This is a genomic window from Pantoea sp. At-9b (genome assembly GCF_000175935.2).
Lineage (GTDB): Bacteria > Pseudomonadota > Gammaproteobacteria > Enterobacterales > Enterobacteriaceae > Pantoea.
Map to the genome: position 1 here is coordinate 1586432 of NC_014837.1, position 17720 is coordinate 1604151.

At 51.7% G+C, this 17720-nt stretch carries 11 protein-coding genes; 3 read left to right on the forward strand and 8 right to left on the reverse strand.

The genetic code is table 11. From position 1 onward, the window contains the following. Positions 1-432: 432 nt before the first annotated feature. Together PAT9B_RS07230 and PAT9B_RS29625 are read right to left on the reverse strand one after the other, a co-directional pair. Positions 433-837, reverse strand: coding sequence for a type II toxin-antitoxin system HicB family antitoxin (locus PAT9B_RS07230; protein ID WP_013508596.1), 405 nt, complete (start codon positions 835-837; stop codon positions 433-435). Between the two features lie 104 nt (positions 838-941). Then, entirely contained in the window at positions 942-1100 is a 159-nt protein-coding gene (locus PAT9B_RS29625) for a type II toxin-antitoxin system HicA family toxin (protein ID WP_223300464.1), read from the reverse strand. A 623-nt stretch (positions 1101-1723) separates the two neighbouring features. Between PAT9B_RS29625 and PAT9B_RS07235 the strand changes: the two genes are divergently transcribed. Beyond that, positions 1724-1990 (forward strand): hypothetical protein, encoded by a 267-nt coding sequence (locus tag PAT9B_RS07235; protein WP_013508598.1) that lies wholly within the window; start codon positions 1724-1726, stop codon positions 1988-1990. Between the two features lie 106 nt (positions 1991-2096). Here the strand turns inward: PAT9B_RS07235 and PAT9B_RS07240 are convergent, their stop codons facing one another. The 4 genes from PAT9B_RS07240 to PAT9B_RS07255 form a co-directional block, all read right to left on the reverse strand. Then, the gene (locus PAT9B_RS07240) at positions 2097-2282 is read right to left on the reverse strand and encodes a hypothetical protein (protein ID WP_013508599.1); all 186 of its coding nucleotides are present in this window, start codon (positions 2280-2282) and stop codon (positions 2097-2099) included. A gap of 274 nt (positions 2283-2556) precedes the next feature. Then, positions 2557-3876 (reverse strand): TolC family protein, encoded by a 1320-nt coding sequence (locus PAT9B_RS07245; RefSeq protein WP_013508600.1) that lies wholly within the window; start codon positions 3874-3876, stop codon positions 2557-2559. 4 nt (positions 3877-3880) lie between these two features. Continuing rightward, positions 3881-5113, reverse strand: coding sequence for an HlyD family efflux transporter periplasmic adaptor subunit (locus PAT9B_RS07250; RefSeq protein WP_013508601.1), 1233 nt, complete (start codon positions 5111-5113; stop codon positions 3881-3883). Beyond that, positions 5106-7307: a type I secretion system permease/ATPase gene (locus PAT9B_RS07255; protein ID WP_013508602.1), complete on the reverse strand. Its 2202-nt coding sequence runs from the start codon at positions 7305-7307 to the stop codon at positions 5106-5108. Before PAT9B_RS07255 ends, PAT9B_RS07250 begins: the two co-directional genes overlap by 8 nt. 570 nt (positions 7308-7877) lie before the next feature. Here PAT9B_RS07255 and PAT9B_RS07260 point away from each other — a divergent pair. Further along, positions 7878-14921, forward strand: coding sequence for an Ig-like domain-containing protein (locus tag PAT9B_RS07260; protein ID WP_013508603.1), 7044 nt, complete (start codon positions 7878-7880; stop codon positions 14919-14921). A gap of 56 nt (positions 14922-14977) precedes the next feature. Here the strand turns inward: PAT9B_RS07260 and PAT9B_RS07265 are convergent, their stop codons facing one another. Continuing rightward, the gene (locus PAT9B_RS07265; RefSeq protein WP_013508604.1) at positions 14978-16456 is read right to left on the reverse strand and encodes a SulP family inorganic anion transporter; all 1479 of its coding nucleotides are present in this window, start codon (positions 16454-16456) and stop codon (positions 14978-14980) included. 155 nt (positions 16457-16611) lie between these two features. Then, positions 16612-16854 carry a biofilm/acid-resistance regulator YmgB/AriR gene (locus tag PAT9B_RS07270; protein ID WP_013508605.1) on the reverse strand — a complete coding sequence of 81 codons (243 nt, stop codon included), beginning with the start codon at positions 16852-16854 and terminating at the stop codon, positions 16612-16614. A 433-nt stretch (positions 16855-17287) separates the two neighbouring features. Here PAT9B_RS07270 and PAT9B_RS07275 point away from each other — a divergent pair, with 433 nt between their 5' ends. After that, a complete protein-coding gene (locus PAT9B_RS07275; protein WP_013508606.1) occupies positions 17288-17719 on the forward strand; it encodes a MarR family winged helix-turn-helix transcriptional regulator in 432 nt (143 codons plus the stop codon). The last annotated feature ends 1 nt before the right edge of the window (position 17720 follow it).

A 17720-nucleotide genomic window follows, 5' to 3' on the forward strand; every position in this document is an offset into this window, starting at 1 on the left:
CAAATCCATCTGGCCGAAAGAAGGGGACACGATTTACTTTGAGGCATTCGGTCAATATCAATTGGGGCTATTCGGCAGCCAATACATCATCTGCCAGGACGGTGATGCGCTTGAGGGTGAAGCACTGGAAGAGGTGACGATTGTCGGTGTGCAGACGTGGGGGAGTTGTATCGGTGCATGACGATAACAGGCCGACAATCTGAACCAGAAAACAGGCGAGTTTTACCATCATTTTGCCATCGTTTTACCATTGCGAAATTCAGGCAACAAAAAAGCAGCCGTAAATGGCTACTTTCTTTGGGAGTTTTGGTCGGCACGAGAGGATTTGAACCTCCGCCCCCTGACACCCCATGATAGTGAGCAATATTAATTCCGTAAAAAAAGCCCGCTGGCAACGGGCTTAAATAGTTGATGACAAGGTTGTGTTATTTATTATGCTTTAGCTAACTCGCGTCGAGCTAAATCAGCCAAAAAACCGCTTCTTGAATTAAATTCTTTGTGTGTTTCAACAAATGTGTCAATGCGTACAAGAAGATTTTGCGGCAATGTGATATTTAACTTTACAGCCTTGCCATCATATTTGCTTACGTCTATATCAACATAAGCCCAGATGCCGTTCTGGCAATCTTCATCATCAAGATGAGCTGATATATCTTTCGCTTCGGGAAGCGTTTTTCCTCTATCGGCTAAAGACTCAAGATGGGCATCAATTGCTTCAGTAGCATCAACGATAGCATTGTCTATCGTATCACCGGCAAAGATGCAGCCAATGATATCTGGGACGAAGCCAGAATACCCGCCTGAATCAGCCTTGTGTAAATAGACTGCAAATTTCATTTTCGACCTCTTTCATCCAATCACTCTGTGAGTATTAAACATACATCTTGGAAATTGATGACATTTTGTTATGCAAGGAAGGGTAACCAGCCCTTCCTTTATTATTAGTCTATCAACTTCAACAACTTATTTAGCGTGCCAGTCGCTAAGTCTTTCTCAGGGTGGGGAACCGAAATGTGATAGTCTTTACCATCCTTCACAAAAACATGATGACTACCTTTAATACGGTCTAAAATCCACCCTCGCTCCTTCAGGAGCTTCATAAAGTCTCTACTACTCAATAACACCTCCTATGCCAACAACTGGAAAGAAGTATACCCACCATACCCACCAAGCGCAAGTAACTTAGTGGGTATGGTGGGTATGGGTAGGCCTTGGAACAAAGAGCAACGCTTCATAATAAAGGTAAGGTTTGTGACGCAACCGATTGATTTCATTGAGTAGTAATGACGCGCAATTTTATGAAAAATCAGTATAAGAGAATGAAAAATAAGAAAAGAAAACCTGATTTAAAATCCCTCGATCGTAAGGTCGTGCGGGTTCAAGTCCCGCCCCGGGCACCATATTGAATACCGATTCAAACCGAATAAAATCAAAGCAATAAGCAGTGATGTCGTGACCGCCCAAGGGCGGTTTTTTTGTTTTTGTCTTCCGGCCAGTTGCCAGCGTGGCAGCGGTAGTGGTTGCCAGCAGCTTGCGCCCCCCAGATCCAGGAGTATGCCTAATGATTTTTCGGCTTATTTATGGAGATATATCCCGCTATATTGTTAAAAGTACCGCAACAATCTCTTTACAAATCACCATAAAACCATGATTCGTTGCCGATGCGGGAAGTGCTGGGAAAACATGAGTGACTACCGTTAGCAACTTTTGCCGGGAGAACTTAATGATTATTTCGCAGGAGAAAAGTATTGCCTTACGTCGCATGCGAAAAGGAACGAAATACTTATTGCGCGGCGATAAAGCAATAGGGTTGGAAGTCAGACGTGACAACAAAACATGCAAACTAAAAGAGGTGAACTGCCGCAGCCTGGCACCGCTGCTACGCGAGGGGCTGGTTGAGTTTGCCTTTATGCCTACGGATATCACGCGCTATTACGAAGTCAGACTGACCGAAGCGGGTGAGCGGCTGGTCAAAGAATTGCCGTCATGACGCCGACTGGGACGTTATAAACTCACACGATGTTAGCCTAATACACTCGATCATTAGTGGTGGCGTGATAAATCATGCCACCACTAAAAACATGGCTGTTACATCGTTATTGATTAAGCGAACGCTCATAAATATCAATAGCTGCCGTGATAATAGCCCCTTGCGACATGCCCCTCTGGCTGGCAAGCATTTCAATTCGCGCGATAGTGGCTAAAGGAAGCTTATAGGTTTTGGGTTTAATGCCACGTTTTTCATCACTACGTTTTTGAATATCACTGGCTGATTGAATCATGATTAAACCCTTAGTATCAGGGAGATAACTGCTGAAAATTCCCCTCTCATCCTGACATCCGAGTCAGCGAAACGGTAACCATCGTAAAGTCACCTGGATGATCAAGGTAAGTGTAGTTGATTCCTTGTTTTACTCTTTGTTTAGCAGGGATTTTTTCGATTATGTGTGCTGCGTAAAATTGCAAAGATATACCGACTATGGCACATCCCCGTGCCTGGAAAATGGCGTTGAGGGGGGGACGTTCCCCCCTCGGTATGCCCTAAATCCCCATCGTTTATGCCTGCGGACGCAGATTAAACCAGTCAAAGATCATGCTGGCGGTGGCGACCAACTTAACGTTATTGCTGTACACGTCATGCTGAGCATTTACCGTTGCAATCTGGTTGTTGTAGCGATCATTTTCTGCTGTCAGTACATCCAGCAGTGTTCTTTTCCCCAGACGTAGCCATTGTTCGTAGTAAATTTTACTCACCTGTTCGGTCTCTTTACTCAATTTCAGGTATTCACGGCTTTGTGCTTCTGCGGCATCGCGGCTTTGCGTCAGATTATGAACCTGATACTCCATATCCATGCGCGTTTGGGCATATTGCGATTTTTTGGCTGAAGCGCGTGCGGCAGAAGCCTGAATAGCTGCTTTTTCTGAGCCGCCGGTGAAGGCGTTCCACTGCACATTCAGGCCGGTGTACCACTGTCCGGCTTTGCCATTGTTGTCTTTAGCCGTACTTTTAGAGACCACCCAGTTGAGTTGTGGCAGGCCACTCGCCTTGGTCGCAGCAGTCATATGCTGTGCCGATTGCGCTTCCGCCTCGGCCTTCAACAGGGAAGGATGTTTACTCACCCGACTCATGACCAGCGAGGTAGAAATGGGCTTCATGGTCCAGTCGAGCTTCTCGGGCAGTGAAATCGGCTCACCAGTCAGACGTTGCAGCGTGATTTCCGATTGCCTGCGCTGATCGTTGATGCGTTGTAGGGACGTTTCTGCAGAAAGCAGTTTCGCCCGCGCCTGCACCAGCTCGCTGTATCGCCCGGCATCCATTTGTGTAATTTCGCCCAGCATATTGACCAATTCACGCATACGTTTTACGTAGTCCTGCGTAATCTTCTGATTCTGCTGATAACGGCTCAACTCGATCAACTGCCAAAGCGTGTTAAATGCAATTTGCTGTTTTTCAAACTCGTATTGATGAGTGGCAGCATGTGATTGCTGTGTTGCGCTGCCAATATTTTCGCGATTTTTGCCCCAGTCAAATATCGTGGTGGTGACGTTAACGGAAAAGCTACTGTCTTTGAGCCGATTATTGGTCGACTCGCTGCCGCTGCCAAACGAAGCCATTGGCGCGGTGCTGCCCAGTTGAATCTGCGGCCAGCGTGCGCCTTTTACCTGATCGATCTCGTAATTGGCTGCTTCCTTATCTGCCCCGGCGGTTTGAATTTCCGGGCTGTAATTCAGCGCCTGATTGACCACCTTCGTCAGCAAAGAGCGGGTGTCTTTGTGCATCATCGTATCAGAGGTGCCGGACTGAGCGGCATCCTGCGCGGCGAAAACCGCCGGGCTGCTGGCAAACAGTGCCAACGTAATCAATGTCTTGCGCATACTATTATCTCTCCCTGAAAGCTTCGCGCGCTTTTAAAACTGGCTTGAGCAGGTAAGACAGAATGGTTTTTTCACCTGTTTTAATCTCTACGCTGGCCGTCATCCCTGGAATAATGGGGAAACTTTTATCTTTTACATGTAAATCCGTGCCGTGGGTGCGGACATAGACACGGTAGTAAGTCGCATCCTCGCGACCGGATCGCATTTTGGTTTCATCAATAATGGTATCGGGGCTGATGCTCTCGATAACCCCGTGTAACCCACCATAAATGGCGAAGTCATATGCTGAAATTTTTACCGTTGCAGGCAAGCCCGGGCGTAAAAACGCGACTTCGGCTGGTTTGATACGTGTTTCCAGCAACAGGTTATCTTCCGACGGAATCAGTGACATGATCTGCTCCCCTCGTGAGATTACGCTATCGATGGTGGTGTTTTTGATGCTGTTGATGGTTCCTTTGACCGGAGCTGTAATCAGCGCGTGGTTGATCACATCCTTACGTCCCACCAGACGTGCTTCCACTTGGGCAAATTCGGACTCCAGTCGGGTTAACTCGCTGTTGGCATCGGAGCGGTACTTGTTGGTACGGTCAGCGATTTGTACTCGCAAATCGTTCGCCTGACGACGCAGGCGGAGGATTTCCATATCGGAGATCAATCCGCGTTTCGCCAGCGGTTCCGACAGATTTACCTCTTTCTCTGCCAGCTGCAGGTTGTGCGTGAGGGAGCTGATGCTCTCGTCCAGCAATTTACGTCGCGTTTGATACGCTTTGGTTTCATCCTGCACGATGGTGTGGAAGTCTTTGATCACATCCGGGAAGTCCAGTGGCAAATCATAAGCTTCGGCACGGGCGCGGGCGATGGCACCTTGCAGACCATAGGATTTGGATAACTCTTCCTGGTAGTTGGCTTCTGAGCGGGTGGAGTCGAGCCGCAGCAGTGGCTGCCCTTTTTCGACCAACTGGCCTTCTTTGACGTACAGTTCCTGCAATGTGCCATCTTCGAAACTTTCAATGGTCTGTTCATGGCTGGCGGGGATTACCTTGGCCTCGCCTTTGGTCACTTCTTCAACCACGGCAAAATGTGCCCACACCAGTGCGCTAATCACCACGATGATCAGCAGCCACAAGACCAGCATGCTTTTAGGGGTTTTCTGTAAAATGATGGCGCTTTGCAAATCATCCAGAAAGGGCATATCTGCTGCCTGCAGACGAGACTTCGGCTCTTTATTGTTACGCATTGGTTGTTTCCTTACCCGGCGCTGCGGTGCGTGATGGAGTCTTAGCCACAGAAGCCTGAGCAAGTTTGGCCATGATTTGTGCTTTCGGCCCGTCGGCCAGAATTTTCCCGTCTTCCAGCACAATAATGCGGTTAACAAGGCTCAGTACCGGGATGCGATGGGTCACAACGACCAAGGTTTTCTGCTCGATAACGTCCTTAAGGCGTGCAATAAACTGCGCTTCCGAGTTGCTATCCATCGAACTGGTGGGTTCGTCCATCAGCACGATCGACGGATCAAGCAGCAAGCAGCGGGCCAACGAAACCTGCTGCCGTTGCCCGCCCGATAGCCCTTGCCCCATTTCGCCAATGGGCATGTCGTAGCCTGCCGGGTGGCGGCGAGCAATGGCATCAATACCGGTGAGCGCGGCCACCTGTAAAAAGCGTTCAGTGCTCACCGCGGGATTACCAATAATGATGTTTTGCCGTAGCGTGCCCTGGAACAGTCGATTGTCCTGGCAGACATAGCCGCAGGCGGAGCGCCAGTCGGCGGGATCGATCTGATTGACGTCGAGACCGTCCATCGTCATCTTCCCCTGGGTGGGCAGATACAGACGAGCGAGGAGTTTGAGCAGGGTCGACTTTCCACTGCCAATGGTGCCTAAAATCGCGACGCGTTCTCCCGGTCGAATAGTCAGTGTCAGCGGATGTAAAATGGTTTGAGCATCCTGCAAACCTGTTTTCGGGTAATGGAAGCCGACATGGCGCAGCGCAATGGCGCCTTTCAGCGGCGGTGACGGTAAAAAATTCGCCTGCTGGTCACGTTCCGTTGGCATCGCCATCAATTGGTTGAGGGAGTGCAGGGCGGTTTTGGCTTGCTGATAACGAATCGCTAAACCAACCACCGCCGCCAGCGGCGACAGTGAACGACCTGAAAGGATGACCATCCCGACCAGCGAACCCATTGTCAGTTCACCGGAATGAATCAGATACACCCCCCACAGCACAATCAATACGGTACAAATTTGTTGTACATAGCTGACAAAATTGCTGGTCAGCGTGGAGAGATAGCGGGTTTTCATGGAAGATGCCGCCGCCAGCGCGCTAAAGTCATTCCAGCGCTTTTGCATCACGCCTTCGCCTTTCGCCGCTTTCAGGGTTTCCAGGCCGACGATGGTCTCGATCACCAGTCCCTGCTTCTGCGAGATCTCGCTGATGTTCTCTTTCATATAGCGCGAAAGCGGCCACTGAATCGCCACACCAGCGATGATAATCACCGGGATCGCCATCATCGGAATAAACGCCAGCGGGCCACCAATCGCAAACATAATCGCGATGAACAGCAAGCAGAAGGGAAGGTCAGACAGCGTAGCCAGTGTCGCGGAGGAGAGGAAATCCCGCACCGACTCAAATTCACGCAGCTGGTTAGCAAAGGAGCCAGCCGAACGCGGTTTGCACTCCATACGGATGGCCAGCGTTTTGCGAAACAGCAGTGAACCCACCACCAGGTCAGCTTTTTTACCGGCAGAATCCACCAGCCAGGTGCGAATTTGTTTCGCCGTGAATTCAAAAGTAATGGCGATCAATACGCCGATAGCCAGTGACCAGAGGGTGGCATAGGCACCGGTTGGCACCACCCGGTCATAGACGTTCATGGTGAAAAAGGTGGTCGACAAGGTCAGGATGTTGGCGAGCAGCGCAGCCAGGGCGGCACTGTAGAAGTACTGACGATAGCGCCACAGATTCGAAAACAGCCAATGGCCGGATTGATTAATCTCCGGCAGAATATCTTTTTCGCCGCGAGCCTCAGGCTGAACCTTCACTTTGGAGAGCAACGCAAACCCGGCAGCCGTGCCCGCCAATTCCTCAGCTGACAAATGGCGCAGATTGCCGTCGGCAGGCGACAGCAGGACATACTGACCGTCACACTTTTCTTGCAGGATAAAGTACTCGCCCGTTTTGCTGGCAATAATGAGCGGGTAAAGCGACTCCGACAGCGTCAGGATGTCGCGTTCCATCCATCCTGCCTGTAAACCCGCCTGTTCCAACATTCGCACGGCAATGTCGGGTGTTAAGCGTTCGCCTCGTGGAAGACCGGCATAGAGTACATCTTCACTGGCAGAGATTCCGTGGTGTTTAACAAGCCAGGTAACGGCATTGAGTAAAGTATCTCTCTCCGACTGTTGAGAAGGAGGTGGATTTATATTTTCTTTCATAATTGGGTTGTTCCAATCCTGGATAGTGGTAATTCTTTTGTTCCTGGTTTTATTAGGCTGTATGTCAGGGGTTTTTATCGGTCTGGTGTCAGGCGCGAATAAATAAACCCTAGCAGTAATGTATTATTCCTGTTACGCGAATTCTCTTTTCTGGAATAAGAATTCCCTCAATTTTATAATTTTGTTCTTGGCTTTAAATTTACTGCCATTGACATGTAAATAACGTTTGCCTGCGCATCATAAAGAGAGGCGTAGAATGATAATTAGGAAGGAACTCTGATGCCCGTGATTAATTCGTGACATCTGAGTGACGAGGCTTTGTCATGTTATATTATGATTATAATCAACATGTTGTTGTTATTTTTCTTGCTGATATTTACCTTACTAAAAATAATTTACTCAGAATTATTTCATGGATAAAGCTGATTATAAATATACCTTTATATTAGTTTTCTATTTATTATTTCCGCGGTTGCTTCCAGGAGGAGGTAACGCATGAGAGAGTTTCTATTCAACGTGTGATATCGCGCGTTGAAATGGATTATTGAATTACGACACCAGGAAATTATTATGACATCCTCAACGTCAACCGGCGGTGCGCTGCACAATGCAGCGAAAGTCGTCGCCAATGAAAATAATGTTGTGATCAAGGTTGAGCCCTTGACGCAATTAACAATTCAATCGCCACCGCAAGGTCAGATTGAGATCCAGGCAGGTGCAGATATCGCCTCAATTAAAAGCCTGAAGTTTGTGCGCCACGGCGATAACCTGGAAATTTTTACTGTCGATGGCACTCGCCCTGCGGTAATCATTGAGGGTTACTATGCACAGGAAACCCATCCGGATATTTACGGCATCGATGAGCAAGGCCACCGTTACACCTGGTCCTCAATCGGCGCCACCTCACTGGTGGGTGCCTTGACCGACGGTGAAAGCAGCGTACAGGAAGCCGCACCTGCAGCAGAGAGCACCGCGGATGCTGCGGCTGAAAAGCAGGATGATGACGATCACAAAGGGGCTGCAGGCCTGTTTGGTTTGTCGCCAGGTTGGGCAGCTGCTGCCGCAGGTCTTGCGGCGGCAGCGGTTGCTGGCGGAGTGATTGCTGCGACCCACGGTGGTGGTTCTGATAATCACAATAGCAATAGCGGAAGCGACGACAACGGCGGTAATGGCACTGAAGGCGATGGCGGCAATGGCGGCGGCACAACTGGACCCACGGGTACGCTGAGCAATATCCAGTTTATCAATGATAACGATCCGGCTAACCCGACAGTTATCACCAATGGGATGACTAACGACAGCACACCCACCATTACCGGTAAAGTCACGGGTGCGCATGAAGGCGATCGCGTCGTGATTAAGGACGGTGACAAGGTCTTGGGTTATTCATTTATTGATAAAGATGGCAATTGGTCATTTACCCCGATCCAGGATCTGAGTGATGGCGCGCACCAGATCAGCGCGGAATTGCAGGATGCCAACGGTAATGTTGGCGATTCACAGCATATTGGCTTGGTCATTGATACTACCGCACCGGATGCCGCAGGCAACATCACCGTAGATGGTCATCCGGCGGGAGATAACACGCCAATCAATAACAACAAACCGGTGATTGGCGGTGATGCTGAACCAGGCAGCACCATTACCATCACCGATGGCAACGGTAATGTTATCGGGTCGGCGGTCACTGATGGCGATGGTCATTGGGAAGTCACCCCGGAGGTACCTCTGGATGAGGGTGATAATAATCTGGGTGTGACGGTCACCGATCCGGCCGGTAACAGTACGTCATCAACTATTCCACCCATCAACATCGATACCACGCCATCGAATGGCGACACCACGGCACCAACGGGTACGATTTCAGAACTCGAGCTGATTAACGATAATGATCCAGCCAACCCGACCACCATTACCAATGGTATTACTAACGATCCCACCCCGGTGATTAAAGGCCACGTAGACGGTGCCGAAGCGGGCGATCGTGTAGCCATTAAAGACGGTGACACACTGCTGGGTTATGCCGACATTGATGCCAATGGCGACTGGACCTACACGCCAACTGAATCTCTGGGCGACGGTCCGCATCAGATCACCGCTGAATTGCAGGATGCTGCCGGAAATGCGGGTCATTCACAGCAGGTTGCGGTGAACGTCGATACCACACCACCCGATGCTGCCAGCAATATCACCGTAGATGGTCACCCGGCGGAGGACAACGTCCCCACCAATAACACCAAACCGGTGATTGGCGGCGATGCCGAGCCAGGCAGCACCGTTACCATCACCGACGGCGCGGGGAATGTGATTGGCTCTGCGGTCACCGATGCTGACGGTCACTGGGAAATCACCCCGGAGGTGCCGTTGGATGAGAATGTCCACGATCTGGGCGTAACCGTCACTGACCCTGCGGGTAACGGCACGTCGTCGCAGCTGCCGATCACTATCGATACCACACCGCCAACCGGTACACTGTCTGAGATTGAACTGATTAACGACAATGATCCGGCTAATCCAACCAGCATCACCAATGGCCTCACCAACGATCCCACCCCGGTGATTAAAGGCCACGTAGACGGTGCCGAAGCGGGCGATCGTGTAGCCATTAAAGACGGTGACACACTGCTGGGTTATGCCGACATTGATGCCAATGGCGACTGGACCTACACGCCAACTGAATCTCTGGGCGACGGTCCGCATCAGATCACCGCTGAATTGCAGGATGCTGCCGGAAATGCGGGTCATTCACAGCAGGTTGCGGTGAACATCGATACCACGCCACCCGACGCTGCCAGCAATATCACCGTAGATGGTCACCCGGCGGAGGACAACGTCCCCACCAATAACACCAAACCGGTGATTGGCGGCGATGCCGAGCCAGGCAGCACCGTAACCATCACCGACGGCGCGGGGAATGTGATTGGCTCTGCGGTCACCGATGCTGACGGTCACTGGGAAATCACCCCGGAGGTGCCGTTGGATGAGAATGTCCACGATCTGGGCGTAACCGTCACCGACCCTGCGGGTAATGGCACGTCGTCGCAGCTGCCGATCACTATCGATACCACGCCGCCAACCGGTACACTGTCGGATATTCAACTGATTAACGACAATGATCCGGCTAACCCGTCTAACATCACTAATGGTCTCACCAACGACTCAACTCCGGTGATCAAAGGCCACGTAGACGGTGCCGAAGCGGGCGATCGTGTGGCGATTAAAGACGGTGACACGCTGCTGGGATATGCCGACATTGATGCCAATGGCGACTGGACCTTCACACCGACCGAACCCCTGGATGATAATCAGCATTCACTGACGATTGAACTGCAGGACCGTGCCGGCAATGTCGGTGACTCACATCAGGTTGATGTGACCGTCGATACCACGCCACCGGATGCGGCCAGTAATATTCAGGTGAATGGTCAGCCAGAAGATGGCACCAACAGTACCCATGACAGCACACCAACCATTAGTGGCAATGCTGAGCCTGATTGTACCGTGACCATCACCGATGGTGCGGGTAATGTGATTGGTTCTGCCGTTGCTGACCAAGACGGTCACTGGGAAATCACGCCGACCGATCCGCTGGCTGACGGTAGTAACAATCTGGGTGTGACAGTTACCGATCCGGCCGGTAACAGTACCTCTTCGGGTCTGCCGATCAGCGTTGCGCCGGAAGGCACCACCACGCTGAAGATCACCGATGATGATAGCAAGGTGATTGATGCCAGCCATCCGACCAAAGACACTACGCCGACCTTTAGCGGCCAGGTGAATGGCGATCATGCCGGTGAAACGGTGCTGATCAAAGACCAGAACGGTACGGTGATTGGTTCCGCGACCGTTGGCGCCGATGGTACATGGACCTATACCGTCCCGGATAATGAAGCGCTGGGCGATGATACTTACCAATTCACGGCCAATTTGAAAGATGCCCAGGGCACCGAAGGGCCGCCGTCTAACAGTGTGACGTGTATTGTCGACACCGTGCCACCGACAGGTAACACCACCATCGAGGCCAAAGACAGCGACAGCAACGTGATTGACGCGGATCATCCGACCAAGGACACCACACCAACCTTCAGCGGTAAGGTGACACCGTCAGAGAAGGGCGAAATCATCATTATCAAAGATGGTGATACCGTGCTGGGTTCAACGATTGCTGACGATGATGGTAACTGGACATTCACCCCAACCAATCCGTTAGAGGAAGCTCCGCACTCGATTACCGCGACGGTCACTGATGCCGCGGGTAACGTGGGCAACACCAGTGATCCGATTGAGTATACCCAGGATAATACTGCGCCAACCGGCATCACCACCATCGAAGCGAAAGACAGCAACGACAATGTGATTGACGCGCAAAATCCGACCAAGGACACCACACCGACCTTCAGCGGCAAGGTGACGCCGTCAGAGAAGGGGGAAATCATCATCATCAAAGATGGCGATACGGTACTGGGTTCCACCATCGCAGACGACGATGGTAACTGGACGTTCAAGCCGGAGCACCCGCTGGAGGAAAAAGATCACTCCATCACTGCCACTGTCACCGATGCGGCGGGCAACGTGGGTAGCACCAGTAATCCGATTGAGTACACCCAGGATAATACTGCGCCGACTGGCATTACCACCATCGAAGCGAAAGACAGCGACAACAATGTGATTGACGCAAATCATCCGACCAAGGACACCACGCCAACCTTCAGTGGCAAGGTGACACCGTCAGAGAAAGGCGAAATCATCACGATCAAAGACGGTGATACCGTGCTGGGTTCCACTATTGTTGACGATGATGGTAACTGGACGTTCACGCCGGAAGCACCGCTGGGTGAAAAAGATCACTCGATTACCGCTACCGTCAGCGATGCGGCGGGCAATGTGGGTAACACCAGCGATCCGATAAACTATACCCAGGATAACACCCCGCCTGCGGCCGCCACGGATATCATTGTTACCAATGATAATACCGATGTTACGGTCCCTGCCGGAGGTTCGACCAACGACAATACGCCAACCATCAGTGGTAAGGCGGAAGCGGGTTGCACCGTTAATATTCTCGACAAAGACGGTAATGTTATTGCCAGCACCACCGCAGATGCAGACGGTAACTGGCGTACCCCGGTGCCGGCACTGGCGGATGGCGATTACAACGAGATGCAGGTCGAGGTGGTGGATAAAGCCGGTAATGCGTCCGACAAGGCCGCGGTACCTGACTTTACCGTTGATACCACCAACACCAACACCACAACCATCAACACTGACGCACAGGCATCCGATCCACAGCCCACCTTTAGCGGTAAGGTGACATTCCAGGAGGGCGATTCGAAGGACAACGTCACTGTCACTATTAAAGACAAAAATGGTGTGGTGATTGCCGAGAATATCCCGGTCAATGCCGACGGTACCTGGACTTATACGCCAACAGACCCGCTGGCTGCCGGTGCGCACAACATCAGCGCCGTGGTGGTCGATCAGGCGCATAACGAATCAGCACCGGGTTATTTGAACGGTACTGAAGATGGCGGCTGGACTGTACCGGCGGTACTCTACTCTGAAGCCCTGCAGGGTGAAGGAGATATGTTCGGCTATACCATGATGGTCAGTGACCAGTACCTGTACATCGGTGCGCCACAAGGGGGGCTGAATGCGAGTAATAACGCTTCACAGCAGGGCATCATCTACGCCATCAAGAAAGAGTTTGCCTATTTATTGGATGGCAGTACCAGTATCGAGAAGTTATTTGCACAACATACTGATATGGGTACGATTATCACCAATAATAGTGACCTGGACGGGAATGGTACGCCAGAATCTGATTCATTCCAGGGTTACACCATGCGGGTGCTGGATGATGGCTGGGTAGTCATTTCCTCACACTACAAAGATGCCGTTTACTTCGTTAAAGAACCGTTATCCGCCAGTTTTGATCTGAACGACATTGCCAGTGCACCCGGTGGGCACAGTGATCAGGGCTTTTTGGTCCACCTGTATTCTGATTATTGGAACCGCTATAACGGTTTTAACGTAGAGTCGATTAAGAATGCCGACGGCACGCTGACGTTCATGATGAGTGACATCTCCGGGCCTTACACCGAGGCGGGCGTCATCACCACCGTCACCTTTGATCCGACAGCAGGTTGGGGAAATATTACCCTGACGCAGGATACGAGTGTCCCCGGAGCCGAAAGAGGTCAAAGTGGTTGGGTACCGAGAGGAGACCTGCCTGCAGGGATGGAAGTGGGTCATATCAGCCACCAGGACAATACCGGTGCGCAGGGATCAATCCAAAACTATAACTTCGGCGCTGACATCGTCAATGTGGGCGATATCTTTGGTGATGGTGGTCAGTACCTCGCAATTGCTGACCCGGAATCAACGACTAATGGCCAGGGCTATCGCGGAACCTGGTACTTCTACCGGATTCCGGAAGATGGTCTGCCGAAGGATTTCAGCATCCAGGATGTTGATCCCAGAGAGTTGTTCCGTATTCAAAACATTGGTGCTGGTTTTCTGAACGAACTTGATGCCAAGCCAAATGTGGACGATGGCAGCAGGGAATTTCAGCCGCACAACCATAACATTGCCACCCTGGGTAGCTTTAGTAATGATCAGGACACCGACATTGCGATCGCTTCGTCTACGGATAACTTCGGTGGTGCCAACGGTAAAGTTTGGGTACTGCATAGCAACAAATTGCCGCCAAACTTTAATATCGGTATCAACAATGATGTCAAAGACTTCGATACCAACTATGGGTACGGCATCATCAGTACCAACCATGCCTCGTCAGGCCAGGGTTTTGGCCTGAATGTCGTCGGTGGTTATGATTTCAATGGTGATGGTACGCAGGACCTGATTGTCTCTGATCCACTGGCAGTCAATGCCAAAGGCCAGGTAGTGGGTGCGATTTATGTGATCTACGGTGGTCATGAAGCGGATTATCAGGATTACTTGAAGGCAAATCACGGTCAGATCGATATTCAGGACATACTGAACAACGGTTGGGGTGAAGTGCATTACGGGAATGTACCAAACCAGATGTTTGGTTGGTCAGTTGATGTGCTGGATATGAACAACGATGGTCACCCGGATCTGCTGGTGGGTGCACCTTCACAGATAGGGGGGTACACCACGGATCAGACAACGGGTGAACTGACTAACCCACAGTACAACGGCCAGGTGTATGTGATTTACAACACCCACCAGGAATCGGCTCAGGACACCTCACCAGCGGCGCGCGGCTTCAGCCTGCCTACTGATGAACCAGAGCATCATGATACCGGGATTCCGTTGTTACTCGACGGCGATCACCAGAACGTCGATCTGGCTACCCTGACCGACGCGCTGAAGGACACGCACAGTATCGATATGTCCAACGGCGACAACACGCTGAAGGTGAATAACCAGACGCTGGATAGCTGGGAAGGGGCAGACGGTGACGCGTTGATCGTCAGCGGCGAGAATGGGTTGGTGCAGTTGACCGGTGGTATTGATAACTGGCACAGCAACGGCACCGTGACCGTCGATGGTAAGGTCTATACGGAGTACCAGAGCAGCGGTATGGCGGAGGTACTGATTGACGACAGGATTCACGTTAATATCCTGTAATCATTAAAGAACGGAGAAACGGCCAGGCGCGGTAACGCGCCTGGCTTTTTTACATTTTAACCCAGCGTCCCGGTCAGGCGACGATGGAAATCACTGCTACGGTTATCCAACCCGATAAAGGTCACCTGCGCACCATGACGTTGATAGCGGTACTCAATCGCGTCCAACGCGGCGACGCTGGAAGCATCCCAAATCTGCGCATGGGTCAAATCAATGGTCACCAATGCAGGATCGTGGGCGTAGTCAAAATGCTCAAACAAATCATTACTGCTGGCAAAAAAAAGCGGTCCACGCACGCGGTAATGTACCTGTTCGCCATCGTCACTCAGCTGGCGCTCGGCATGGATCACGTGCGCAACACGGCGCGCGAACAGCATCATGGCGAGGATCACGCCAACTAACACCCCCAGTGCCAGGTTACCGGTCCAGACGGTTACCGCCACTGTCAGTACCATCACCAGCGTCTCCGACCACGGCATGCGTTTCAGCGTGGCGGGGTGCAGGCTATGCCAGTTCAGGGTTTTCACTGCCACCACCATCATAATGCCCGCCAGCACCACCATTGGGATCTGCGCCATCAGCTTGCTCAGCCCGGTTACCAGCAGCAATAACACCACGCCAGCAGCCACCGTCGAAACACGGGTACGCGCTTTGCCCAACTCCACGTTAACAATGGTTTGACCGATCATTGCGCAACCGGCGATGCCACCATAAAACCCGGCGAGAATATTGGCGATGCCCAGTCCCCACGACTCGCGCCGCTTGCTGGACGGGGTGTCGGTGATATCATCCACCAGTTTGGCAGTCAGCAGCGATTCCATCAGACCAACAAAGGCGATACTTAACGCAGTCGGCCAGATAATTTGCAGGGTTTGCAGGTCAAGCGGCACCAGCAGCGTGGTGAAACCCGGTAATCCGCTGCTCATCGGGCCTTCATCCCCGACGTTCGGTACTCGATAGCCCATCAACAGTGCAATCGCTGTCACCACCACAATCGCCACCAGCGGAGAAGGCACGCTTTTCAGCACCTTGGGCAGCAATAGCACGATCGCCAGCGTTACCGCGAACAGCAGCCATACCAGGCCGGATTGTCCCCAGACATGCGGTACCTGCGCAAAAAAGATCAAAATCCCCAGAGCGTTGACAAAGCCAATCATCACCGAGCGCGGGATATAGCGCATCATGCGTGCCATTCCGGCGAGGCCGAACAAAATCTGGATGACGCCACCCATTATCACGGCGGGAAGAATATAGGCCACGCCATGGGCATGGACCATCGGACCGATCACCAACGCTACCGATCCTGCCGCCGCTGTCACCATTGCCGGACGGCCGCCCAACAGGGAAAGGGTCAGGCACAGCACCACGGACGCCACCAGGCTGACTTTGGGGTCAACACCTGCAATGACCGAAAAGGAGATCACTTCTGGGATCAGCGCCAATGCGGTAATCACACCAGCCAGACATTCCCGGGTGAGTAAAGCTGGCGAGCGCAAGACGCGGCGCACCGTGAGGTCTTCAGTGGGTTGACTCATAAATTTCGCAGGCTCTTTTATTATGTTGCGCTTACCGCAAGGGCAAGGCAGTAACCAGATGAGAAACAGACAAGAGGAGGGATGTTACCGGTGAATGTGGTGCGATGCCAGACCAGAAAAGGGATACGGCGCGATAAATTGCGCCGTCACAGGGGTTAAAACGCCAGGTCATCAGGCGTTTTATTCACTACCTTTTCCAGCAACTGACGATAGATATCCAGTTGCGTCACATCATTTTCCAACTCCAGGCGGGAGATAAGCACCGAAATAATGGCTTTATTCGTCACTGGCATACCGGTTTGCAGGATTTCACCAATAACCTGAGCGAAGACTTCCGCGTTATAACTCGCAGGTTTGAAATCTTCCTCAATGTCGTGGCTGATGGCGGCGTTTTGCATGTGTGTAGCCCTGAGATTTTACATCCGCTGATAATAAAACTTTCACGCGGACAGGCGTGAAAGACCCCAATTCACCAAAAAAGCACCTCTGAAGGTGGAAATCCACGGACACCTTCAGAGGCGACGCAAGATGCATCATTCGTTACGAGACCATTAGCGGCCCTGTGGGAAATAAACTTATACAACGCAACGCAATCTGTACAAGTAAAATCATGATCATTTTGTGCTACCAATTAGCTTACAGCCAGATATAGCGAAATTTTTGTGACAGAACCTATACACGGAAGCTGTACAGCTTCATTGCTGATGATGGATTTGCACTACAATTATCGGGGCGTATGGAGACGAGCGATGGACGCTTTTCATTCGCAACAGGGTCTGCGTATAATAGCGGATTATTTAGTTAGATATCTAACCATTAGGCTGCTACTCTTTGAGCGATTATCCCCAACCCTTCTCCCGCTTATTACATCTCACTGCCCATGCGTGGCGACTGGCTGTCGATCGTCGTCTGAAAGAGAGCGGCATGAGTATGAGTAGCTGGATGGCGATTGCTACGGTGGCGACGGCCAGCGAACCACCGACACAAAAAGCACTGGCACAGCTGCTTGGCCTGGAAGAAGCCAGCGTCGTGCCGCTGGTTGATCGGCTGGTGAAACAACAACTGCTGGCGCGGGTGCAGCCGCCAGAAGATCGCCGTAAACGGCTGTTGGTCCTGACGGAGCAGGGCAGCATCGCGTATGCTGAAGTAAAAACCCAGGCGGATGCGTTGCGCGCGCAATTGCTGGCGGATATCGATCCCGCAGCGCTGGCAATCACCGAACAGGTATTGCAGCAACTGCTGACGCGGCTGGGAACCCTCTAGC

Excerpts from the sequence above, each read along its gene's own strand:
- PAT9B_RS07230 (WP_013508596.1), bottom strand. The coding sequence starts at position 837 with ATGAAATTTGCAGTCTATTTACACAAGGCTGATTCAGGCGGGTATTCT.
- PAT9B_RS29625 (WP_223300464.1), bottom strand. The coding sequence starts at position 1,100 with ATGAAGCTCCTGAAGGAGCGAGGGTGGATTTTAGACCGTATTAAAGGT.
- PAT9B_RS07235 (WP_013508598.1), top strand. The coding sequence starts at position 1,724 with ATGATTATTTCGCAGGAGAAAAGTATTGCCTTACGTCGCATGCGAAAA.
- PAT9B_RS07240 (WP_013508599.1), bottom strand. The coding sequence starts at position 2,282 with ATGATTCAATCAGCCAGTGATATTCAAAAACGTAGTGATGAAAAACGT.
- PAT9B_RS07245 (WP_013508600.1), bottom strand. The coding sequence starts at position 3,876 with ATGCGCAAGACATTGATTACGTTGGCACTGTTTGCCAGCAGCCCGGCG.
- PAT9B_RS07250 (WP_013508601.1), bottom strand. The coding sequence starts at position 5,113 with ATGCGTAACAATAAAGAGCCGAAGTCTCGTCTGCAGGCAGCAGATATG.
- PAT9B_RS07255 (WP_013508602.1), bottom strand. The coding sequence starts at position 7,307 with ATGAAAGAAAATATAAATCCACCTCCTTCTCAACAGTCGGAGAGAGAT.
- PAT9B_RS07260 (WP_013508603.1), top strand. The coding sequence starts at position 7,878 with ATGACATCCTCAACGTCAACCGGCGGTGCGCTGCACAATGCAGCGAAA.
- PAT9B_RS07265 (WP_013508604.1), bottom strand. The coding sequence starts at position 16,456 with ATGAGTCAACCCACTGAAGACCTCACGGTGCGCCGCGTCTTGCGCTCG.
- PAT9B_RS07270 (WP_013508605.1), bottom strand. The coding sequence starts at position 16,854 with ATGCAAAACGCCGCCATCAGCCACGACATTGAGGAAGATTTCAAACCT.